General features: G+C 68.9%; 21 protein-coding genes, 1 tRNA gene and 1 pseudogene. 15 read left to right on the top strand and 8 right to left on the bottom strand.

Annotation, left to right across the window (positions count from 1 at the left end; genetic code table 11):
* The first annotated feature begins 18 nt into the window (after positions 1–18).
* Positions 19–1,065 (top strand): DUF3048 domain-containing protein, encoded by a 1,047-nt coding sequence (locus BJQ94_RS14720; protein ID WP_265401247.1) that lies wholly within the window; start codon positions 19–21, stop codon positions 1,063–1,065.
* 141 nt (positions 1,066–1,206) lie between these two features.
* Positions 1,207–2,835: a chaperonin GroEL gene (gene groL, locus BJQ94_RS14715; RefSeq protein ID WP_265401246.1), complete on the top strand. Its 1,629-nt coding sequence runs from the start codon at positions 1,207–1,209 to the stop codon at positions 2,833–2,835.
* A gap of 104 nt (positions 2,836–2,939) precedes the next feature.
* On the opposite strand, the gene BJQ94_RS14710 is transcribed toward groL, so the two are convergent.
* The 3 genes from BJQ94_RS14710 to BJQ94_RS14700 all read right to left on the bottom strand — a co-directional run bounded on the left by BJQ94_RS14710 (position 2,940) and on the right by BJQ94_RS14700 (position 5,917).
* A complete protein-coding gene (locus BJQ94_RS14710; protein WP_265401245.1) occupies positions 2,940–3,230 on the bottom strand; it encodes a WXG100 family type VII secretion target in 291 nt (96 codons plus the stop codon).
* Between the two features lie 149 nt (positions 3,231–3,379).
* A complete protein-coding gene (locus tag BJQ94_RS14705; RefSeq protein WP_265401244.1) occupies positions 3,380–5,194 on the bottom strand; it encodes a HAMP domain-containing sensor histidine kinase in 1,815 nt (604 codons plus the stop codon).
* Between the two features lie 30 nt (positions 5,195–5,224).
* On the bottom strand, positions 5,225–5,917 hold the full coding sequence (locus BJQ94_RS14700; RefSeq protein WP_265401243.1) for a response regulator transcription factor: 693 nt from the start codon (positions 5,915–5,917) through the stop codon (positions 5,225–5,227).
* Between the two features lie 151 nt (positions 5,918–6,068).
* Here BJQ94_RS14700 and BJQ94_RS14695 point away from each other — a divergent pair, with 151 nt between their 5' ends.
* The 3 genes from BJQ94_RS14695 to BJQ94_RS14685 are packed head-to-tail and all read left to right on the top strand — an operon-like array spanning position 6,069 to position 9,095.
* Complete coding sequence (locus tag BJQ94_RS14695) at positions 6,069–7,361, top strand: FAD-dependent oxidoreductase (protein ID WP_265401242.1); 1,293 nt, start codon at positions 6,069–6,071, stop codon at positions 7,359–7,361.
* A 55-nt stretch (positions 7,362–7,416) separates the two neighbouring features.
* The gene (gene folP, locus BJQ94_RS14690) at positions 7,417–8,325 is read left to right on the top strand and encodes a dihydropteroate synthase (RefSeq protein WP_265401241.1); all 909 of its coding nucleotides are present in this window, start codon (positions 7,417–7,419) and stop codon (positions 8,323–8,325) included.
* The gene (locus BJQ94_RS14685; RefSeq protein ID WP_265401240.1) at positions 8,325–9,095 is read left to right on the top strand and encodes a pyrimidine reductase family protein; all 771 of its coding nucleotides are present in this window, start codon (positions 8,325–8,327) and stop codon (positions 9,093–9,095) included. The genes folP and BJQ94_RS14685 overlap by 1 nt, the downstream gene beginning before the upstream one ends.
* 37 nt (positions 9,096–9,132) lie before the next feature.
* Here BJQ94_RS14685 and BJQ94_RS14680 read toward each other — a convergent pair whose 3' ends face one another.
* From BJQ94_RS14680 to BJQ94_RS14670, 3 genes are all read right to left on the bottom strand, one after another.
* Complete coding sequence (locus BJQ94_RS14680; protein WP_265401239.1) at positions 9,133–10,785, bottom strand: DNA repair helicase XPB; 1,653 nt, start codon at positions 10,783–10,785, stop codon at positions 9,133–9,135.
* Between the two features lie 64 nt (positions 10,786–10,849).
* Positions 10,850–12,697 (bottom strand): helicase-associated domain-containing protein, encoded by a 1,848-nt coding sequence (locus tag BJQ94_RS14675; RefSeq protein WP_265401238.1) that lies wholly within the window; start codon positions 12,695–12,697, stop codon positions 10,850–10,852.
* 5 nt (positions 12,698–12,702) lie between these two features.
* Positions 12,703–12,978 (bottom strand): hypothetical protein, encoded by a 276-nt coding sequence (locus BJQ94_RS14670; RefSeq protein WP_265401237.1) that lies wholly within the window; start codon positions 12,976–12,978, stop codon positions 12,703–12,705.
* Positions 12,979–13,072: 94 nt separating this feature from the next.
* Here BJQ94_RS14670 and BJQ94_RS14665 point away from each other — a divergent pair, with 94 nt between their 5' ends.
* Positions 13,073–13,453 carry a cold shock domain-containing protein gene (locus tag BJQ94_RS14665; RefSeq protein ID WP_265401236.1) on the top strand — a complete coding sequence of 127 codons (381 nt, stop codon included), beginning with the start codon at positions 13,073–13,075 and terminating at the stop codon, positions 13,451–13,453.
* Positions 13,446–14,003, top strand: a pseudogene (locus BJQ94_RS19400) (DUF3027 domain-containing protein); the annotation flags it as partial. The gene BJQ94_RS14665 and the pseudogene BJQ94_RS19400, both read left to right, overlap by 8 nt.
* 174 nt (positions 14,004–14,177) lie before the next feature.
* Here BJQ94_RS19400 and BJQ94_RS14655 read toward each other — a convergent pair.
* Both BJQ94_RS14655 and serC read right to left on the bottom strand, forming a co-directional pair.
* Complete coding sequence (locus BJQ94_RS14655; RefSeq protein ID WP_265401235.1) at positions 14,178–14,411, bottom strand: DUF2530 domain-containing protein; 234 nt, start codon at positions 14,409–14,411, stop codon at positions 14,178–14,180.
* A gap of 9 nt (positions 14,412–14,420) precedes the next feature.
* Positions 14,421–15,536, bottom strand: coding sequence for a phosphoserine transaminase (gene serC / locus BJQ94_RS14650; RefSeq protein WP_265401234.1), 1,116 nt, complete (start codon positions 15,534–15,536; stop codon positions 14,421–14,423).
* Between the two features lie 74 nt (positions 15,537–15,610).
* On the opposite strand from serC, the gene BJQ94_RS14645 reads away from it, so the two are divergent.
* The 8 genes from BJQ94_RS14645 to BJQ94_RS14610 all read left to right on the top strand — a co-directional run bounded on the left by BJQ94_RS14645 (position 15,611) and on the right by BJQ94_RS14610 (position 21,795).
* Positions 15,611–16,318 (top strand): metal-dependent transcriptional regulator, encoded by a 708-nt coding sequence (locus tag BJQ94_RS14645; protein ID WP_265401233.1) that lies wholly within the window; start codon positions 15,611–15,613, stop codon positions 16,316–16,318.
* A gap of 358 nt (positions 16,319–16,676) precedes the next feature.
* Positions 16,677–17,411, top strand: a complete 735-nt coding sequence (locus BJQ94_RS14640; protein ID WP_265401232.1) for a C40 family peptidase — start codon at positions 16,677–16,679, stop codon at positions 17,409–17,411.
* A 363-nt stretch (positions 17,412–17,774) separates the two neighbouring features.
* Positions 17,775–18,278 carry an HNH endonuclease gene (locus BJQ94_RS14635; protein ID WP_219900730.1) on the top strand — a complete coding sequence of 168 codons (504 nt, stop codon included), beginning with the start codon at positions 17,775–17,777 and terminating at the stop codon, positions 18,276–18,278.
* A gap of 80 nt (positions 18,279–18,358) precedes the next feature.
* The gene (locus BJQ94_RS14630; RefSeq protein WP_265401231.1) at positions 18,359–18,673 is read left to right on the top strand and encodes a hypothetical protein; all 315 of its coding nucleotides are present in this window, start codon (positions 18,359–18,361) and stop codon (positions 18,671–18,673) included.
* A gap of 47 nt (positions 18,674–18,720) precedes the next feature.
* A complete protein-coding gene (locus BJQ94_RS14625) occupies positions 18,721–19,077 on the top strand; it encodes a hypothetical protein (protein WP_265401230.1) in 357 nt (118 codons plus the stop codon).
* Positions 19,078–19,266: 189 nt separating this feature from the next.
* Positions 19,267–20,535: a CHAP domain-containing protein gene (locus BJQ94_RS14620; protein ID WP_265401229.1), complete on the top strand. Its 1,269-nt coding sequence runs from the start codon at positions 19,267–19,269 to the stop codon at positions 20,533–20,535.
* Between the two features lie 158 nt (positions 20,536–20,693).
* Positions 20,694–20,768, top strand: a tRNA-Arg gene (locus BJQ94_RS14615).
* A gap of 43 nt (positions 20,769–20,811) precedes the next feature.
* Complete coding sequence (locus BJQ94_RS14610; protein WP_265401228.1) at positions 20,812–21,795, top strand: Gfo/Idh/MocA family oxidoreductase; 984 nt, start codon at positions 20,812–20,814, stop codon at positions 21,793–21,795.
* The last annotated feature ends 314 nt before the right edge of the window (positions 21,796–22,109 follow it).

Raw genomic sequence — 22,109 nt, 5'->3', positions numbered from 1 at the left:
GCGGATAGGGTGTGTGGCGTGACTGCTTTACTGACTGCCCTCCGGACTCCAGTGCGTGGTGGCAGGTCGGTCGGGGCTCTGGTGGCCGTGCTGAGCCTGGCTCTGCTGTGTCTGGCGCTGGCCGGCTGCGTGGCCCCGTTGCCCGAACCGATCCCGTCCGCCAGCCGCACGCCGGTGCCGAGCATCGCGCCGCTGCGGGGCACGCCGGTGGACCCGGTGAGTGCGGAGCATCCGGCGTTGGCCGTGAAGATCGACAACCATCCCGCCGCGCGGCCGCAGATCGGCCTCGAGCGCGCTGACCTGGTCTTCGAGGAACTCGTGGAAGGCGGCCTCACCCGTTACGCCGCGCTCTGGCACTCCGATGTGCCCGGCGCGGTCGGACCGGTGCGCTCCATCCGGCCGATGGACCCCGACATCCTCAGCCCCTTCGGCGGTATCGTCGCTTATTCCGGCGGCCAGCCGCAGTTCGTGGCCGCGATGCAGGCCACCGGGCTGGAGAACGTGATCTTCGACCAGGACGACACCGGTGTGTTCGAGCGGACCTCAGACCGGAAGTCTCCCCACAATGTGGTGCTCGCGGCGGCCGACGTTGTCGCTGCGCATGCGGACCTCGCTCCGCCGCCCCGCCAGTTCGACTACGCCGACGGCCCGGCCGACGCCACCGCGGTGCTCGAGGGAGATCCGACCAGCACCATCGTCACCAGTTTCTCCGATTCCTCCGGGCGCGCCTGGGCCTGGGACCCGGCCACCCAGGTCTACCTGCGCAGCCAGGACGGCGCCGCCGACCTGGACACCGCCGGAAACCAGTTGGGTGCCACCAACGTCGTGGTCCTCCGTGTCGATGTGGACCGCGGATCCGACGTGCCCCGCACCCTCCTCACCGGCTCGGGCGAGGCCTGGGTGTCGACCGGAGGATCGACGATGCCGGCGACCTGGGTCAAGGATGCCGCCGTCGCTCCGATCCGGCTGGCCGACGCCGCGGGGGCCTCGATCGACCTCGCGCCGGGCAACACCTGGATCGAACTGGTTCCCGCCGACGACGGCAGTGTGGAACTGGTGCCGTAGCGCGGTCGGTCAGCCGGCACCGGCCCTCGCCGTTCACTTGCACTCTCGACCCCAGAGTGCCAGAATCGGTTTAGCACTCTGCTCTTTGGAGTGCTAACCCATCATCGTTTTGGTAACGTCCGGGAGGGACGAGAAACACATATGGCAAAGATCATTGCTTTCAATGAAGAGGCCCGTCGCGGCCTTGAGCGCGGCCTCAACATCCTCGCTGACACGGTCAAGGTGACCCTCGGCCCGCGCGGACGCAACGTCGTGCTGGAGAAGAAGTGGGGCGCCCCCACGATCACCAACGACGGCGTGTCTATCGCCAAGGAGATCGAGCTCGACGACCCGTACGAGAAGATCGGTGCTGAGCTCGTCAAGGAGGTCGCCAAGAAGACCGACGACGTCGCTGGCGACGGCACCACCACCGCCACCGTGCTCGCTCAGGCCCTGGTTCGCGAAGGCCTGCGCAACGTCGCAGCCGGCGCCGACCCGATCAGCCTCAAGCGCGGCATCGAGAAGGCCACCGCTGCGGTCATCGCCGAGCTCATCGCGAGCGCCAAGGAGATCGAAACCAAGGAAGAGATCGCGGCCACCGCTTCCATCTCTGCCGGTGACGCCGAGATCGGCGCGATCATCGCCGAGGCCATCGACAAGGTCGGCAAGGAGGGTGTTGTCACCGTCGAGGAGTCGAACACCTTCGGCACCGAGCTGGAGCTCACCGAGGGCATGCGCTTCGACAAGGGCTTCCTGTCGGCGTACTTCGTCACCGACCCCGACCGTCAGGAAGCGGTCTTCGAAGACCCCTACATCCTGATCGTCAACTCCAAGGTCTCCAACATCAAGGACCTGCTGCCGATCGTCGACAAGGTCATCCAGAGCGGCAAGCAGCTGCTCATCATTGCCGAGGACGTCGACGGCGAGGCCCTGGCCACGCTCGTTGTGAACAAGATCCGCGGCATCTTCAAGTCGGTTGCCGTCAAGGCCCCCGGCTTCGGCGACCGTCGCAAGGCGCAGCTGCAGGACATCGCCATCCTCACCGGTGGCCAGGTCATCTCCGAGGAGGTCGGCCTCAAGCTCGAGAACGTCACCCTCGACCTGCTCGGTAACGCCCGCAAGGTCGTCATCACCAAGGACGAGACCACCATCGTCGAGGGTGCCGGCGACGCCGAGGCCATCGCCGGTCGCGTTCAGCAGATCCGCAACGAGATCGAGAACACCGACTCTGACTACGACCGCGAGAAGCTCCAGGAGCGTCTCGCCAAGCTGGCCGGTGGCGTTGCAGTCATCAAGGCTGGCGCCGCGACGGAGGTTGAGCTCAAGGAGCGCAAGCACCGCATCGAGGACGCCGTTCGTAACGCGAAGGCCGCCGTCGAAGAGGGCATCGTCGCCGGTGGTGGCGTTGCACTCATCCAGGCCGGCAAGACCGCGTTCGAGAGCGAGGCCATCCTGAGCCTCGTCGGCGACGAGGCAACGGGCGCGAACATCGTGCGCGTCGCCATCGACGCTCCGCTCAAGCAGATCGCGCTCAACGCCGGCATGGAGCCGGGCGTTGTCGCCGACAAGGTGCGCAACCTGCCCGTCGGATTCGGCCTCAACGCCGCAACCGGTGAGTACGTCGACATGATCGCCGCCGGCATCAATGACCCGGTGAAGGTCACCCGCTCCGCGCTGCTCAACGCATCGTCGATCGCCGGCCTCTTCCTCACCACCGAGGCCGTTGTCGCCGACAAGCCCGAGAAGAACCCGGCTCCGGCCGGCGACCCCTCCGGCGGTATGGACTTCTAAGCCCACAGGCATAGTCCGCACCACTGCAGAACCTCAGCTGGGCGTCTCCTTCGGGAGGCGCCCAGCTTTGTGTCTGCCACCGGGGCAGTGCTGCCGGGGCAGTGCTACCGGGCGAACAGCCTGGCGTTGGCCTGCTCCACCTCGGCGTACTGTTGCCCGGCCTGGCCGAGCGCCTTGTTGAGCACATCGGCGCTCTGCTCCACATGCTGCTGCGTGGTGCGCCAGGCCGACACGGCAGTCTGGAACTGGGCAGAGGCCTGCCCGGTCCAGCTGCCCTCCAGCCCGGTCAGCTGCGCGAGCAGGCCGGCCACCTCCGCCTGGATGCGGCCCATCGTGGCGCGGGCCGCGCCCGTCGTCGTGATCAGTGCGTCGCTGTCTACCTGGAATTGGGTCATCGGCTCTCTCCATTCGCTGGGTGCGACGCCCGGTCGGACGCCCACGGCGACAGTAGGACGACGCCGGTACGACGGGCAGTCCGCCAGTGTTGGCGGGGGAAAACCCGGCGCTCAGCGGCCTGGGGAGGGCCAGCCGGCGCCGTGTCCGATCAGGCCAGGGTCGATGTGCCCAGAGCTTGTGGAGCCGCGCTCGACTCGGCCAACGGGAACCACACCCGGAAGGTGGCGCCGCCGCCCGGCGTCTCCAGGACCTCTATCGAGCCGTTGTGGCTGGCCACGATGGACGCGACGATCGCCAGGCCCAGGCCGCTGCCGCCGGTCTCCCGCGCGCGGGACGTGTCCGCACGCCAGAAGCGCTGGAAGATCTTGTCGCGGATCTGCGGCGGAATGCCCTCGCCGTGGTCGATCACCGAGATCGAGGCGCGTTGGTTGCGCCGGTCGACGGCCACCTCGAGCTCCACCGGGCTGTCGGTGGGGCTGAACCGCAGGGCATTGCCCATCAGGTTGGTGATGACCTGGCGTACCTTGTTCTCCTCGGCCATGATCACGGCGTCGAGCGCGGGCGGCGCGGCCGCCGGCTGCGGGGCATCCGGGGCGGTCGCGGAGAGATCGGTGCGCTTGGGCCGTCTGGTGCGCAGACGCGCGAGAGTGGCGCCGGCAAAGGAGATCGTGCCCGTTGTAGACCCGGAGGTGCCGGAGGGGTCTGGCTTGACCGGTGCCGGCTTGGCAGCGGCCTTCGCAGCGGCGGCAGCGGCCTTCGCGGCAGCAGCCTTCGTCGGCGGCGCCGGCGTGGCCAGCGGTGCCGGCGCGACCTTGGCCGGGCTGGGAACCTCTCCGGTGGAGTGGGCGAGGTCGATGGACGCCTCGGTGGCCTCGCCGTCGAACTCGGCGGGGTGGCTGGTGAGCACCGTCACGTGCCGTCCCGGCGCCGACGCCATGGCGTCGAGCGCGGCATCCTGGGCCAGGGGCAACAGGTCCACCCGGGTGAGTGCGAGGGGCTTGGTTTCGTCCAGGCGGGCCAGTTCGAGCAGGTCCTCGACCAGGCCGCCCATACGGATGGCCTCCTTCTCGATGCGCTCCATGGCCTGGGCCACCTCTTCGGGTGTCTGCAGCGCGCCCATCCGGTAGAGCTCGGCATAGCCGCGCACCGACACCAGAGGCGTGCGCAGCTCATGGCTGGCGTCGCCGACGAAGCGGCGCATCTGGTCGATCGTGCGGGCGCGGTCTTTGAAGGCCCGGTCGATGCGGCTGAGCATGGTGTTGAGGGACCGGTTGAGCCGGCCGACCTCGGTGTTGGGCGTCGCGCCGCCGAGGCGTTGACTGAAGTCACCGTCGGCGATGGCCGCTGCGGTGCGTTCGGCCTCGCGCAACGGCGCGAAGGTCGTGGTGACGAGCAGCCGGGTGAGCATGGCGCCCACCACGACCACGCCGACGCCGAAGCCGAGGAAGATGCTCAGATAGGTGTTGACGGTGTTCTGCGCCGACTGCATCGACACGGCCATCAGCAGGGTGCCGTAAGTGCCCGTGGAGTTGATCACGAAGGGCACCGCGACGGCGTGGAACTCGGTGTCGGACTCGGCGTCGGTGAGTTTCTGCACCGCGCCGTCGAGGCTGATCACGCTGTGCAGGTCCAGCGGCATGGTGACAACGGGCAGGGACGCCCGGGGCCGGTCCCGCCAGGTGCGGTCCTTGAGAACGCCGTTCTGGTCGTAGACCGCCACGAAGTAGTCGGAGTCCACCTTGTCGCTGCCCTCGTCCAACGGAGACGACAGGTAGTTCGTGAGCAGGGTCTGCGCCTCGGTCTGCAGGCGGGCGTCCACCTGCTGCACCACGTAATTCTGCAGGATGACCATGGTGCCGACACCGGAAACGAGCAGGCCGAGCGTGAGCATCAGCACGGTCACACCGGTGATCTTGGAGCGGAGCGAAACCCGGCTCCATCGGTCCATCAGGGCCACATGCATGGTCACAGTCTAGGAAGTGAAACTGAGTGTCTAGACCTTGGCTGCCTTGAGCATGTAACCGAAGCCGCGCTTGGTCTGGATCAGCGGCTCGCTGGAGTGCTGGTCGACCTTGCGGCGCAGGTAGGAGATGTAGGACTCGACGATGCCGGCATCGCCGTTGAAGTCGTACTCCCAGACGTGATCGAGGATCTGCGCCTTGGAGAGAACCCGGTTGGGGTTGAGCATCAGGTAACGCAGCAGCTTGAACTCGGTAGGGCTTAGCTCGATCGGCTGGTCGCCGACGAGGACCTCGTGGGTGTCCTGGTCCATGGTGAGTTCGCCGGCGCGGATGACAGCGTCTTCGTCTGCGTGCATGGTGCGGCGCAGGATGGCCTTGATCCGGGCCACGATCTCGTCGAGGCTGAACGGCTTGGTGACGTAGTCGTCGCCGCCGACAGTGAGGCCGGTGATCTTGTCCTCGGTGTCGTCCTTGGCCGTGAGGAACAGGATCGGGGCGGTGTAGCCCGCAGAGCGCAGGCGCTTGGTCACGCCGAAGCCGTTCATGTCGGGCAGCATGACGTCGAGGATGATGAGGTCGGGCTCTTCCTCCAGGACAGCGGAGATCGCCTGGGCACCGTTGCCGACCGCGCGCACGGCGAAACCGGCGAAGCGGAGGCTGGTGGTGAGGAGATCCCGGATGTTGGGTTCGTCGTCAACGATAAGGATGCGGGGGCCGTCGGTCATGTTCCTAGTATCTGCGCGTTAGCTGGTGCTTTCCTGTGAGTGGGCGGTATGCGGGCAGGTGAAGCGGTGGCAGCCCTTCCGGTCTGGACCGGATGCCTCTACCGTCGTCCCTGACAGGGCGTGCGCGAACGAACCGGGGCGAGGAGCATTCATGGTGGAACGGGGAGACGTGGAGCCGGGCGATGCGGGCGGCAGGGGGGACGACCCGGTGGTGATCGTCGGCGCGGGTCTCGCCGGTGCTCGGGCCGCCGATGCCGTGCGTGCAGGCTCCGCCGGCCGTGTGGTGCTCGTGGGGGAGGAGACCCTGGCCCCGTACATCCGCCCGCCGCTGTCGAAGGAGTACCTCGCCGGCACCGCCGACCGCGACTCGGTCGACGTGCATCCGGTCGGCTGGTATGCCGAGCACTCGATCGAGCGGATCGCCGGGCACCGTGCCGCCGTGCTTGATCGCGCCGCGCACCGGCTGACCCTCGACGACGGGCGCACCCTGCGGTACTCGCGGCTGCTGCTGGCCACGGGCGCGTCGCCGCGGCCGTTCCCCGGCCCGGGCGCCAGCCTGCCCAGCGTGCACTACCTGCGCAGCCTGGATGATTCCAGCAAGCTGCGCGCCGCCCTGGCCGAGGGCGGCCGGCGGGTGGTGATCATCGGCACCGGCTGGATCGGCCTGGAGGTGGCCGCCACCGCCAAGGGCTACGGCAACGACGTGATCCTGCTCGGCCGCGGCGCCGTGCCGCTCGAAGCCGCGATCGGCGCAGAGCTCGGCGGGGTATTCGAACAGTTGCACCGCGACCACGGGGTGCACCTGGGCGTCAACACCCAGGTGGTGGAGCTGGAGGGCGAGACGCGCAGCGGCGGTACCCGGGTGACCGGGGTGCGGCTGTCCGATCGCACCCTCATCCGCGCCGACATGGTCGTGGTGGGAATCGGCGCAACCCCGAACACCCAGCTGGCCCTCGCCGCCGGCCTCGAGGTCGACAACGGGATCCTGGTCTCGGCCACCTTCCAGACCTCAGACCCCGACGTCTTCGCGGTCGGGGACGTGGCGAACGTCTACCATCCGCGGTTGCGGCGGCACCTGCGCGTGGAGCACTGGGCGAATGCGGATGCCGCGGGCGCGGCCGCCGGCCGTGCGCTGCTGGGCGACACCACCGCCTACGACGCCATCCCGTACTTCTACACCGACCAGTTCGACCTGGGCATGGAGTACTCGGGCTTCGGCGACCTCGCCGCTGACGCCGAGGTGGTGATCCGCGGCGACAGGCACGATCGCCGCTTCGTGGCGTTCTGGCTGGCCGCCGGGCAGGTGGTGGCGGGAATGAACGTGAACGTCTGGGACGTGAACGAGACCGTACAACGCCTCATCCGTTCGGGCGTGCAGGTGGACGCGCGTCGGCTCGCGGATGAGAACATAGCACTGGAGGACCTGCTCGAACCCGGGAGCTAGACCGCCGGGAACCAGACGCGTCACTGCGCGGCACCGCACCAGCACAAGGAGTCAGATGGCCAGCTCGACCGCCGGAACCGGGGTCATCCTGCCGCACCTGGACGTGCCCCTGCGCACGATCGGCGGGCGCGACTTCGACTTCGACCACGAGGTGGCGGTGATGGCCGTGATCAACCGCACCCCGGACTCGTTCTACGACCGTGGTGCCACCTTCGCACTCGACCTGGCGGTGGCCGCCGCCAGGGCCGCCGTCGACGACGGCGCCGATTGGGTCGACATCGGCGGGGCCAAGTTCGCCCCAGGCCCCCCGGTCCCGGTGGCCGAAGAGATCGACCGGGTTGTGCCGGTGGTCGCCGCCCTGCAGGGGGCCGGCGTCGTGATCTCCGTTGACACCTTCGACCCCGATGTGGCGCTGGCCAGCATCCGCGCCGGCGCTCACGTGATCAACGACACCACCGGGGTGCACGACCCGCGCATGGCCGAGATCGTGGCAGACAGCGACGCGACGCTGGTGATCACGCACAGCCTCGCCCGCCCGCGCACGCCATACCCGGCCCCGCAGTACGACGACGTCGTCGGCGAGGTCGCCGCGTTCCTGCAGACACGGGTCGAGCGGGCACTGGCGCACGGGATGCCCGCCGACCGGCTGGTCATCGACCCCGGCCACGACCTCAACAAGAACACCAGGCACTCTCTCGAACTCACCCGCCGGCTGGGTGAGATCACCACGCTCGGCCTGCCCACGCTCGTGGCGGTATCGAACAAGGACTTCATCGGCGAGACCCTCGACCGGGACCGCGACCGCCGGGTGGAGGGCACCCTCGCGGCCGCCGTCTACTGCATCCTGCAGGGCGCCCGCATCGTGCGGGTGCACAACGTGGCCGCCGCCGTCGACGCGGTGCGGATGACCGAGGCGATCCTCGGCTTCCGCGAGCCCGCCTACCTGCGCCACAACATGGCCTGATGACGGCCGCCGTGCTCGACCCCGCCGATTCCGACCCCGCCCGCTTGGACCCCGCCGCTCTGGACCCTGCCGACGTGCTCCGCCGGTACCTGATCGCCGACCGGCAGGCCCCGCACCTGCGGGTCAACTTCGTCAGCAGCCTCGACGGCGCAGCCACCCACGACGGTCTCAGCGGCGGCCTCGGCGACGCCGCCGACAGGCTCGTCTTCGACACCCTGCGGATGCTCACCGACGTGATCCTGGTGGGCGCCGGCACCGTGCGCGCCGAAGGCTACGGCGGGATCCGGTTCAGCGCCGAGGCGGTGGCCTGGCGCCTCGCCAACGGGCTGCCGGAGCACCCTCCGGTGGCCATCGTGTCCGGTCGGCTCGACCTCGACCCGGCGCACCCGGTGTTCACCAGGGCGGCCACCCGGCCGCTCGTGGTGACCCACGCCCAGGCCCCCGTGGCCGCCCGCGAGGCGCTGGCGGCGGTGGCCGATGTGCTGGTCTGCGGCGAGGCATCCGTGGACCACACGCTGATGCTGCGCATGCTGACCGAACGGGGCTACCCGCAGGTGCTCTGCGAGGGCGGACCCAGCCTGTTCGGCTCGCTGCTGGCCGTGGACGCCGTCGACGAGCTCTGCCTCACCCTGGCGCCGTTGCTGGAGTCCGGCTCGGGCCCCCGCGTCTCCACCGCCCCGGAGGCCTCCCCGCGTCGGATGCACCTCGCCCACGCGCTCCCCGCCGGAGACACCCTCCTCCTGCGGTACCTCAAGCCCAGCGAGCCGTGAGTTCGGCCCCGAAAACTCGAGGTTTTCGGGGTTCAGCTCACGGTTCGCGAACGAGATCTAGGGCGTGAGCGTCGAGGATCGTGTACGCGTAGCCCTGCTCGGCCAGGAAACGCTGGCGGTTCTGGGCGAACTCCTGGTCGACGGTGTCGCGGGCGACCAGGGTGTAGAAGCTGGCGGTGAGGCCCGACTCCTTCGGGCGCAGCAGGCGGCCCAGACGCTGGGCCTCCTCCTGGCGGGAGCCGTAGGAGCCGGAGACCTGGATGGCGACGGAGGCCTCGGGAAGGTCGATCGAGAAGTTCGCCACCTTGGACACCACGAGCAGGTTCTCCTCGCCCACCCGGAACGCCTGGTAGAGCCGTTCACGTTCGTCGACCGGGGTGGCCCCGGTGAGTTTCGGAGCCTGCAGCGCCTCGGCGAGTTCGTCGATCTGGTCGAGGTACTGCCCGATCACGAGGATGCGCTCGCCGGGGTGCATCGCCACCAGCTGTTTGACGATGTCGAGCTTGGCCGGCGCGGTGGCGGCCATCCGGTAACGCTCGTCGTCGGGCGCGGCGGCGTAGCTGAGCCGCTCGGACTGGGGCAGGTCGATGCGCACCTCGAAGCAGGACGCGGGGGAGATGAAGCCTTGCGCCTCGATCTCCTTCCACGGGGCGTCGAACCGCTTGGGGCCGATCAGGCTGAACACGTCACCCTCCCGGCCGTCCTCGCGCACGAGGGTGGCGGTGAGCCCCAGGCGCCGGCGGGCCTGCAGCTCGGCGGTGAGTTTGAACACCGGGGCGGGCAGCAGGTGCACCTCGTCGTAGATCACCAGGCCCCAGTCCATGGCGTCGAGCAGCTCGAGGTGCGCGTACTCGCCCTTCCGCTTGGCGGTGAGGATCTGGTACGTGGCGATGGTGACGGGCTTGACCTCCTTCACCTGGCCGGAGTACTCGCCGATCTCCTCGGCCGTGAGGGTGGTGCGCTTGAGCAGTTCGTCGCGCCACTGGCGGGCGGACACGGTGTTGGTCACCAGGATCAGGGTGTTGGTCTTGGCGGTGGCCATCGCGCCGGCGCCGACGAGGGTCTTGCCGGCCCCGCAGGGCAGCACCACGACGCCGGAGCCGGCCTCGAAGAAGTTCGATACGGCCTTGTTCTGGTAGTCGCGCAGCGCCCAGCCGTCTTCCAACAGCGCGATCTCGTGCGGGGTGCCCGGCGTGTACCCGGCGAGGTCCTCGGCCGGCCAGCCGAGCTTCACCAGCTCCTGCTTGAGCTGCCCGCGCGCCCACGGCGCCACGAGGAAGGAATCGGGGGTGGGCTGGCCGATCAGCAGCGGCGCGATGCGGCGGGCGCCGGCCACCTCGGTGAGCACCGGGGCGTCCAGGCTGCGCAGGATGAGCTGCCCCTCGGCGTCCCGGTCGATGACCAGGCGGCCGTAGCGCCCGACGGTCTCCTCGAGGTCGATCGTGACGGTCTGCGGAATCGCGAACTTGGAGTACTTCTCCAGCGTGGCGAGCATGTTCGCCGCGTCATGCCCGGCCGCCCGCGCGTTCCAGAGGCCGAGCCGGGTGATGCGGTAGGTGTGGATGTGCTCGGGCGCGCGTTCCAGCTCGGCGAACACGGCCAGGTCGTGGCGGGCATCCTCGGCCAGAGGGTGCGCGACCTCGAGCAGAACTGTGCGGTCACTTTGGACGATCAGTGGGCCATCGGACATAACCGTCAATGCTACGCCGGTGTGCTGCAGGACTGCGTACCCGCATTCCGGGGGTGCCGCTCGGTCAGGGGGCGGGGGTGATGCTCACGATGCTGGACAGCGGCAGGGTGCGTTCGATGTCCGCGCGCCGGTCCCTCGCCCTGAACCGGCCGCCGCCGACGCTGGCCGGTTCGAGCAGGTAGTCGACGACCTCCCCGTCCGGCATCCGCACGCTCACCGACACGGTCTGCCGGTGTTTGATCGCGGCATCGAGCTGGCGGGCGAGCCAGGCGTTGGCTGCCTTGGCCTCACCGCCGTCGGTGGCGCGCAGTGTCTCCACGAGCGCGATGCTCGGGTCGGGCAGGTCGGTGCGGGGGGCCGCCGTGAACTCGTGTCGCCGGGGATGCACGATGGTGCCGGCCGCGTCCTCGGCGGCGACGGGATAGCGGGCGTCGGTGAGCGCCCAGAACACGGTGTGCGCCGGGAGCGCGCTCTGCAGCCGGGTGGCGGAGACGGGGCTGAGGCCCAGCGGGGTGAAAGTCTGGTCAACGGCGATGGCGCCGAGCAGCGCCGCGTCGTCCGACGACACGTAACTGGCGCCGTCGGGGTCGTCCGGGTGCAGGGCGCCCACCCGCACGCGCCCGTACCGGTCGGCGGCGTCGCGGATGAGGTAGTCCACCGGCTGCGGAATGCCCGTGACGGAGATCGACGCGAGGAAGGCCAGCAGCGACTCGGCATCCTCGCCGGCCGCGAGGGCGCGATTGACCGACGCACCGCTCAGGCGGTAGGTCGAGGCCAGTTCGCGGCTCTCGACATCCGCGAAGGTGCGCAGCCGGGCGTCGATGGACGACGAGAGCGGGCCGGGGGCGACGATGGACAGGTCGTGTTGCAGGTAGACGGTGCCCACTTCGGCGGGCAGCGAGGCCGTGATGGTGGCGACGGCGGCATCGAGGTCGCCCACCAGCACGGATGCGCCGGCCGCGCTCGTCGCCTGCCGCGCGGTGATCCCGATCAGCTCGGCGTCGCGGGCGAAGACGGCGATCCGTTCGTCCATCCAGGCACCGCCCGCGGGGTAGAGCCAGGCCACGAAGCGGTGCAGAGCATCGCCCCAGGCGACCCCGGGGCGTTGGGCGAGGATCTCGCGCACGTCGGTGGGCAGGGCGTCGAGCCAGGACCCGGCCAGGACGGCCCAGCGTGTCGCGGCGCCGTTGACCAGCCACTCCTCGCCGGCGGGGGACTGGCCCCAGTAGCCGCCGGCGAGCACGATCAGCTCGGCGCGCGCGGCGACGCTCACGAGGGGGGCCACCTCGTCGACGTCGATGCCCATCACGGCGGAGAGGCGTTTGGTGTCCGGCAGGCCGAGGCCGCCGCGGCTGAGTTCGCGGGCGGGTTCCCGGGCGAGTTCGGTGAGCAGCTCGGCGATCGACGACACGGCGGCGAAGGCGCGCTCGGCGGCGAGGCGCTCGGTGAAGCGGCCGTCGGTGGCCGAGAGCGGCGCGAGCGGGGTCGGCGCGGGCACGCCGGCCAGGTCGGCGGCGCTCGGCAGACCGCGCGCCGGCCAGCCGCGCAGCTGGGCGGTGACCGCGGGGTACGGGCGCACGGTACCGTCGACGGCCACCAGGAGCATGAGCTCCTCGAGGCGGTCCACGCGGGCGGCGATATCGGCGGCGTCGAGGGTGTCGTGCCCCAGGTCGGCGAGGCTTTCGACCAACGTGGCCAACGACGGGGCGCCCAGCTCACCGGCCACGGCGAGCACGGCGAGGGTGCTGCGGTCCAGGCGCGACAGGGTCGACTCGATCGCGTCCGGGTCAAGAAGGGCCTCGGCCAGGTCGAAGAAGTCGTGGATGCCATGCGCCGACACCCTTCGGAGGCCGATCATGCGGCGCAGTGCTGCGTCGTCCAGTGCACGGAGGCGTGAGGCGAGCGTCAGCATGGGGGCTACTCCCGATTCTGTCGAGCCTCGCGAGCGCGGCGGAGACCACTGATAATCATCAGAGCGATGATCAGCAGGAAACCGATGGGAAGACCGAACAGGGGCAGGGTGAGCACGGCAGGCCAGACGCCCTGACTGAACCCGTCGTTGTCGCCGGCGCCGGCAGCGGTGCCGAGGATGACGGCGAGGAAGGCCAGGATCGACAGGCCGACGACGCCCGCAACCATGTACGCCAGGATCTTCTCGAGCCGGCCAGGGTCGTGTGGAGTTTGAGTGGTCACAGACCAAGGATACGGGGCACAGTCAGCTACAACGGAATAAGCTGTGTCTGGTTGGCACGCATTCTGCGCGCCTCAAATTCACAGCGAGGTTTAGATGCCCACCGGCAAAGTCAAGTTCTACGACGAGGAGAAGGGTTTTGGCTTCATCAGTTCCGATGACGGCCACGAAGTCTTCCTGCACGCATCTGCGGTGCCCGCCGGAGTGACGGTGAAGGCCGGGATGAAACTCGAGTTCGGCATCGCCGACGGCAAGCGGGGTGCCCAGGCGCTGTCCGTGCGCGTGCTCGAGGCCCCGCCGAGCCTGGCCAAGCTCAGCCGCAAGCCGGCCGACGACATGGCGATCATCGTCGAAGACCTGGTCAAACTGCTCGACGGTATCGGGGCCAGCCTGCGCCGCGGACGTTACCCGGACAGCTCGCACAGCAAGAAGATCGCGGCGATGCTGCGCAAGGTCGCAGAGGAACTGGATGCTTAACCCGTTCGATCCGACCCCGATCAAGGCTCCTGCGGCGGAAGAGCCCGCCGCCCCGGAGACCTCGACCGTGGCTGAGGAGCCGGCAGCTGAGCCGGCCGCGGCCGTCGAGGTGCCGGCCGAGTCCGGTGACCAGGCCGCCGACGCCGACGACAGTGCCGACGGTGACGACGAGGTCTTCGAGGCCGACGAGGTGCTCATGGCTGCGACCGACCAGGCCAAGGCCGCCCTCGAGCTGATCACCCCGGCCGACACCATCGGTGAGTATCTCGGCTACATCGTTGAGGGCGAGCACGTGCTGTCGCTACTCTTCGACTGCCTGATGACCGGCTACCCGGGCTGGCGCTGGACGGTCAGCCTGTCCCGCGTGGACGGCGACTCCGCTCCGCAGGTGCTTGAAACCGAGCTCATGCCCGGCGACGAGGCCCTGCTCGCCCCCGAGTGGGTGCCGTGGAGCGACCGTCTCGCCGACGCGAAGGTCGCCAAGGAGCTGGCCGACGCCGGACTCGGCGACGATGACGATGACGACAGCGAAGACGACGACGACGAGACCGACGACGACGATTCCGACGACGACGACGATGACAGCGATGACGCCGACGATGACGATGCCGACGACGAGAGCGCCGAATCCGACGACGTCGCCGATGACGGTGTGGACGTGCTCGACGGCATCGACTTCGACGAGGCGCTGACGGCGTCAGAGCACGCCGACGCCCTCGAGCCCCTAGCGGCGCCGGAGCAGAACGAAGAGCAGAGCGGCGAGCCCGAGGCCCAGGCCGATGAAGGCGCACCACAGCCACCAGCCCAGGCCCGCGGCTTGCAGTTCAGCGCGGAAGACGACGGCCAGAACCAGCGCGACTAGCCAGCCGGCCGAACCCGCTGCCACCGCCTTCTGCGCATTCGCGCGGGCGGGCAGCGGGTCCGGCCGTCTTTCGCTGTCCTTGAGCCAGAACCGCATGGGGGATGGCTAACCCAGGTTGGCCACAACGTACTCGATCGACGAGACGAGCTTGCGCACATCCGCCGGGTCGATCGCCGTGAAGGTCGCGACGCGCAGCTGGTTGCGGCCGAGCTTGCGGTACGGCTCGGTGTCGACGATGCCGTTGGCGCGCAGCACCTTGGCGATCGCGGCGGCGTCGATGCTGTCGTCGAAGTCGATGGTGGCGACGACCTGCGAGCGCTGGCTCGGGTCGGCCACGAACGGGGTGGCGTAGTCGACGGTCGCAGCCCAGTCGTACAGCACAGACGACGACTCCGCAGTGCGGGCCGAAGCCCAGGCGAGTCCGCCGTTGCCGTTGATCCAGTCGAGCTGGTTCTCCATCAGCAACAGAGTGGACACGGCCGGCGTGTTCAGCGTCTGGTTGAGCCGCGAGTTGTCGATCGCGTTCTTCAGGCTGAGGAACTCCGGGATGTACCGGCCGCTGGCCGCGATGCGCTCGACCCGTTCGATCGCTGCGGGGGAGAACAGCGCCAACCAGATGCCGCCGTCGGAGGCGAGGTTCTTCTGCGGGGCGAAGTAGTAGACATCCGCCTGGTCGGCCTCGAAGTCGATGCCCGCGGCGGCGCTGGTGGCGTCGATGACGGTGAGCGCCCCCGCGTCGCCCTGCACCCGGGTGACCGGGGCCATGACGCCGGTGGAGGTCTCGTTCTGGGGCCAGGCGTACACGTCGATGCCCTCGGTGGGCACGGCGGTGGCCAGCGAACCCGGCGCGGACTTGATCACGTCGGGTGCGGTGAGGAACGGAGCGGCGGCCGCGGCGGCGAACTTGCCACCGAACTCACCGAAGACGAGGTTCTGCGCGCGGGTCTCGATCAGCGAGAACGCGGCGGCGTCCCAGAACGCGGTCGAGCCGCCGTTGCCCATGATGAGTTCGTAGCCCGCCGGGGCGCGGAACAGGTCGGTGAGGCCGGTGCGGACGCGCCCGACGAGGTTTTTCACGGGTGCCTGGCGGTGGGAGGTACCGAGGATGCTCGCGCCGGCGCCGGACAGGTAGTCAAGCTGCTCCTGGCGGATCTTGGACGGGCCGCAGCCAAATCGTCCGTCGGCGGGCAGGAATTCGGTGGGGATCTGTATGTCCGGCATATCTGGATTCTAGTTGGCCGGGCCGCACGGGTAGTGTTGTGGCGTTGCACATATGGCCGAGCGGGAGGCTGCGAATGACTGACCTGATCGACACGACCGAAATGTATCTCCGTACCATCCTCGATCTGGAGGAAGAGAACATCGTTCCCCTCCGCGCGAGGATCTCGGAGAGGCTGGGCCACTCCGGTCCCACGGTCTCCCAGACGGTGGCGCGCATGGAAAGGGACGGCCTGGTGGTCGTCTCCGGCGACCGTCACCTCGAGCTCACCCTCAGCGGCCGCAGCAAGGCCGTGCACGTGATGCGCAAGCACCGTCTCGCGGAACGGCTGCTCAGCGACGTCATCGGCCTCGAGTGGGAATTCGTCCACGACGAAGCCTGCCGCTGGGAGCACGTCATGAGCGAGCAGGTCGAGCGCAAAATCCTCGAAATCCTTGGTCACCCGACGGAATCCCCGTACGGCAACCCGATCCCCGGACTCGACGAGCTGGGCGACTCGCCCGCCGTGGCGTTCATGGCCGGCGTCACCAACCTGCTCGATGTCGTCGCGGCGTCGGCGGAGCCCGTGAGCGCGGTCATCCGGCGCATGGGCGAGCCCGTGCAGTTCGACCCGGAGCTGCTGGCGCAGCTCAAGCAGTCCGGTGTGCTGCCGGGCAACACCGGCGTGTTCTCCGCCGCCGGCTCCTATGTGCTCGTGCAGGTTGAGGGCTTCGGCGACGGACTCGAGTTGCCCAACGAGGTGGCCGGCCACATCTTCGTGACCACGCCCCCCATTGGGGTGTAACGAACTCCTAAATATCTGTGGAAATTCACAGCTTCGTTACCGATTCGTTAGATTAAGCGTTTTCAGGGTGACAAACAGTTTCGTGTCACGTAGCCTCAAATCTGCCCACAGGTCGGAGATCGATCGTCGGGCCCGCGCAAGACGTCTCGCTATTCCCGTCTCTTGTTGCGGAAATTTCACGCGGTCACCCGCATTGGATGGGGCAACTACCTAGTGTTGTCGAGGCGCCGGAGGTTCACTTTTGGCTGGATTAGGTAGAAGACTGTCCCCGCGCCCTCGGCGCTCCACCGCTGTGGCCGTTCGCCCCGCATCCGCGGACCCGATGCGAGCGACCCAATCGGAGGTCCGCCCCCGAACTGTGCAGCGCCCAGGCGCCCCCGTCAAGCGCCCGGCGCGACGCAGCCCGGCCGGCAGCATCGTGATGATGACCCTCGCTGCTGGACTCGTCGCCACCATGGCCCTGCCGGCGTATGCGTTCGCCCCGACGGACGGCGAGGGATCCTTCGCCGCCACCGACACCACCGAGCTCACCAAGGCCGGCGAGCAGGCCGTGGCCGTGGATGACACTGCCGCCACGGTGACGGTCGCCGCCGACGGCTTCTCGGCCACGTCCCAGGCCGAGATCGATGCCGCCGACGCCGCCGCGGCCGCTGAAGCTGCCCGGGTGGCCGCCGCCGCGTCGATGACGACCTACGCCGCCTCGTACTCCGGCCCGTCGGTTGCCGACTACCTGGCCAACCCCGCCTATCCGAGTTTCGACCTCGCCTCGGTGTACAACGTGGCCCTGCAGTACCAGGGCGTGCCCTATGTCTACGGCGGCGCCACTCCGGCCGGCTTCGACTGCTCCGGCTTCGTGATGTACGTCTACGCACAGTTCGGCATCTCGCTGCCGCACTCCTCCACCGGGCAGGGCGCCGCCGGCACCCGCATCGCCCTCGCCGACGCCCAGCCGGGCGACCTGGTGATCATGGACGGACACGACGGGTTCTACGCCGGCAACGGCAACATCCTGCACGCCCCCTATGAAGGAGCAGCCGTTCGGGTGCAGCCGATCTGGACCAGCGACTACTACATCGTTCGACTGGGTATCTGAGCCCGTTCTCTGGCCCGAAAAGTCTCCGCCCGGTAAACACTGGGTAACGCATAGCACAAATGGTGCGCCACGTTTCGTGGCGCACCATTTGTGGGTTAACCTGATGCCCTGATGTTCTGCGGGATTTTGGGAGAGCCAATGCGCAAGCTACGCACGATCCACACCATGGATGTGCGCGGACACTTCGCGCTGCGGCACAGCAGTCAAATCTGTCCGAGTTTCGTGTGCCGCCAGCACACTGGAGCCCGTGGGGCGTTGTCATGATGACGACGCCCTTTTTGTTTGCCCAAATCTCCTCCCCGCGCTCGCCAGGCAGCAGTTCGAATGGCTGGAAGCCGTCCAGCCTTTTTCGAAAGGGAGCGCATGCGCACACTGGTCCTCAACGCGGGATATGAACCCCTCGCGGTCGTTTCGTTCAAACGCGCACTCGTGCTCGTGATGAACCAGAAGGCAACCATCATCCAAGCAGACCAGGGCCACCCGGTCTGGGCGGCGACGGGGTCGTGGGAGCGGCCCAGCGTCATCCTGCTCACCCGGTACGTGCGCCTGCCGCGCTCACGGGCCGTGCCGGTGAGCCGCCGCGGCGTGCTGAGGCGCGACGAGCACCGCTGCTGCTACTGCGGCAAATCCGCCAGCACCATCGACCATGTGCAGCCGCGGTCCCGCGGCGGCCGCGATACCTGGGACAACCTGGTGGCCTGCTGCCTGCGCTGCAACAACCTCAAGAGCGACCGCACCCCCGCCGAAATGGGCTGGGACATGCACTTCGACCCCCGGATGCCGCAGGGCACCACCTGGGTGGTGAGCGGGGTGGAACGGCCACTGCCGCAGTGGGACGAGTTCCTCGCTCCCGCCGTGGCCGCGTAGGTCACCGATGCGTCGTCATTCCCAGCAGACGCCCATCGTTAGTTAACCTGGTGCTTACCTTCAGGGCTGAGGATCACGTCATGATCACCATGACAGCTATCGTGCGCCCGGTTGAATCACTTCGCAGCTTCCCGGTCCTCGGACAGAATCTCCGCCGGCATTACGAACACACTTTGCTCTTCACCGATCAGATGTTTGTGATCTTCCCGGGCATCGGCGCGGTCCTCGTGACCGAGCACGCCAACAAATATCGCTTCGATATCGTCGGCAACGATCAAGCGATTGCCGATCACCGCATCATGAAGCTGGAGGCCTATATTCTGAACGAAACTGGCGGTCAGCGCATCCGGTTCAACTGGGCCAACGCGGCCCGCGTTCCCGTGCCGTTCCGTTAGCCAGAAGCACGGTTGTCGCGGGAGGCATATCCCTGAAGAATGTCCTCATGAGCGAGCTAGACGAAACTCAAGCCATCGACCAAGTGATCGACCGGCTGTCGCAGCGGTTCCCGACCTTGGACCGAGACCACATAGTCAACGTCGTCCACGATGAGCACGAGCATTTAGAGGAGGGGCGAGTCCGTGACTTCGTTCCCGTCCTCGTCGAGAAGGCCGCGAAGAATCGGCTGAAGCGGGAAGCCAAAGATACCGGCGTCGTGGTCGAACAACCGGAAGCGCCGGCGTCGTCACCGGACACTGCCACAGACCCGGACCCGATGGAAGTCGAGCGCGCAAGCCGCGACGGCCACGGTAGCCACTTGTTCGGCGGTCTTGTTGGTCACTCCGGAGAGAACGAGCGCTAACGGAATCCAGCGCGAAACGGCAGCGGGACGAGTTCCTCGCTTCCGCCGCGCAGACTGCCGCGTAACCCGGTCGATAGCGCGGTTGTCGCGCCATTGTCACGAAAACGTAACGCTCGGCGTGACATCAGCCCCACCCATCACATAAGGTTGTGACGTCCCCCACCGGTTTTGGCCGTTTAAGGAATCCCTGTGACTCAATCCGGCCCAGCCGGCTCGCCCGAGGGCGACGGCGCGCTTCCCACGCGCCGCGAGGCTCGCGCCCGCCGCGAGGCCGCCGCCGCACTCGCCGCAGGGACCCCGCTTTCCGCACCGGCCGCCGCCGCACCGCCCGCTGATGCAGCGGTTCCTGCCGAGGTCGTCGTGCTCGCCCCGGCCGAACCCGCGGTGCCCGTTCCTCCCGTGCCGGTGCAGTCGGTCTCACCCGACCTTGCCGTCGTCGTGGAGAGCGCGACCACGTTGCCCGCGGTGACTGCAGTGCCCACCCCGGTGGACGACCAGATTCTCGTCGAGCGCGCGCCGCTCACCAGGCCGGAATCCGCTCCGCCCGGGTCCACGGTTCCCGGACTGGCCGCCCCGCAGCCGTTGGCATCCGAGCCGACGGTGCACGGCATCCCGGTCCCGCCTCGCGGGGTCCGGCTGCGCCCGGTCCGCTTCACACGGCAGTCCGCATCGTCGGCCACTCAGGCTCCCGCCGGGTCCCGGCCGGCCGCGGCCACGCGACCCACCCAGCGCCGCAAGCCGATCGCGAAGATGGTCACCCTGCTGGCGATCCCGGCGATCTTCCTCACCGCGGCTCTGCCCGCCTACGCTTTCTCCCCGCAGGGCGGCTCGACCGGCATCAGCAGTCAGGCCTCCGGCGAAACCCAGGACCTCACCGTGACCGCCGCCGCGGCAGCGGCGAGCATCTCGACCGACGGCTTCACTGCGACGAGCCAGGCCGAACTCGACGACATCGAAGCCGGCCTGCAGGCGGACCTCGCCCAGCAGCAGGCCGCAGAAGAGGCCCGCTCGGCGGCCGCCGAATTCGCCGTGTACGGCATCCGCGCCGAGGGCGACGACTACCCGTGGCCGACCGCGGGCACCGAGTCCCAGGGCGGCGGGCTCTCGCCCCTCGGCTACTACTACCGCGAGTGCGTGGACTTCGTGGCGTGGCGCCTCAACCGCGACGCCGGCAGCACGGGCAGCCCGTGGAAGTGGACCTGGTCGACGATGACCCCCGGCGGCGGCAACGCCTCAGCCTGGGCGAGCAACTGGGCGGCCAAGGGCTGGCCCTCCAGCAAGTCGCCCGTCGTGGGCGCTGTGGCCTGGTTCACCTACAACCACGTCGCCTACGTGCAGTCAGTGCCCGGCGACGGCACCGTGGTGCTCGAAGAGTACAACTGGATGGGCTCGCACGCGTATCACACGCGCACCGTGCCGATCAGCGAGGTGCCCGTTTACCTCTACCCGCCGACCTAGACCGTTAGGCCTGCTTCCGCGACTTGCCCCCGTCCGGACGAGTTGCTCCGGCGTACCTGGGCAACTCGTCCGCACGTGGGCAAGTCAGCGCACGCGCATCCTGCCGAGTGTCGGGTGGGCTCACTCGGCGCGGATTACCGGCTAAACTTTCCCGGTAAGCCTCTGTAGCTCAATGGAAGAGCAGTTCCGTCCTAAGGAAAGGGTTGGGGGTTCGAGTCCCTCCAGGGGCACCATGGGCCGTGCGTCTGACTGCCTCCGAGGTTGTAGCGTCGAGGGATGACAACAACGCGGTGGGCAATCTTTGGACCTGGCGACATCGGCGGCTGGTTCGCACGGGCGCTGCCCGGGTCGGCGCACGGCACTCTGCATGCCGTGGGCAGCACGAACCCCGGCCGGGCGGCCGCGTTCGCCGCGGTTCACGGTGCTCCCGTCACCGGCACCTACGAGGAGCTCCTGGCCAGGGACGACATCGACGCCGTGTACATCTCGACGGTGCACACCACCCACGCGGATCTCGCCGTTGCTGCGCTCACCGCCGGGAAGGCCGTGCTGTGCGAGAAGCCGGTGGCGCCCAGCACCGAGGACGTGGAACGGGTGCTGCGCCGGGCCGCATCCGCCGGGCTGCCGTTCGTCGAGGCGTACAAGCACCGGTTCGGCCCATTCGCGCGGGCGCTCGATGCCGCGGTCGCTGCCCGGGAGGTGGGGGCGCCGCTTCGGCTGAGCGCCTCGTTCGGATTCGCGGCGGCTGAGCGGTCCGGGCGGCTGTTCGATCCCGCCCTGGCCGGTGGGGCGATCCTCGACGTGGGCGGATATCCGGTCTCTCTCGCGGTGGGGCTGGCGGCTGCCGCCGGCATCGATCCTGCCGATCTCGCCATCACGGCCGTCGCGGGTCACATCGGCGACACCGGCGTGGACGAGCACGCGACGGCGATGGTCACCGGTGAGGGCTTCACTGCGGAGGTGGAGTGTTCCATCGTGGCCGAGCTCCCGCGGTCCGCGACGCTCACAGGTGGCCGCGGCAGCATTGAGTTGCCCGACGCGTTCGGCAGCCGCAACGCGTCCGCTGCGTCGTTCGTGGTGCGTGCGGATGGTCGCGATCGTGTGGTCGAGGTGCCGACGGTGGACCCGTTCGCCGCGGAGGCCGATGCCGTCTCGCTGGCTCTGCGGGAGGATCGAACCGAGGCGCCCGAGGTGCCCTGGGTGCAGAGTCGCAACATTGCGCGCCTGCTCGAGCAGTGGCGCGCGGGCCTCAACGACTGAGACGAGCCAAGATGCGCGGGTTAGGCGCCGCTGCGCGCGTGGCGTGCCACCCGCGGAGCGGCACGGTGCCCGCGGAGCGGCGTGGTGCCCGCGGAGCGGCGTGGTGCCCGCGGAGCGGCCGGGTGCCCGCGGAAGGGCGCGGTGCCCGCGTTTCGGGATGCGCGGGTTAGGCGCCGCTGCGCGCGTGGCGTGCCACCCGCGGAGCGGCGCGGTACCCGCGGAACGGCGCGGAACGGCGCGGGCCGGCGCGGGCCGGCACCGCAGCCGAGGACTGCGGTGCCGGTCTGCGCCGATGAGTGCGCAGGCTGCTGCGC

Source organism: Cryobacterium sp. SO2 (assembly GCF_026151165.2).
Classification (GTDB): Bacteria; Actinomycetota; Actinomycetes; order Actinomycetales; family Microbacteriaceae; genus Cryobacterium.
The sequence above is the reverse complement of the archived record's forward strand: the minus strand, read 5'-3'. Positions and strand labels throughout refer to the sequence as shown.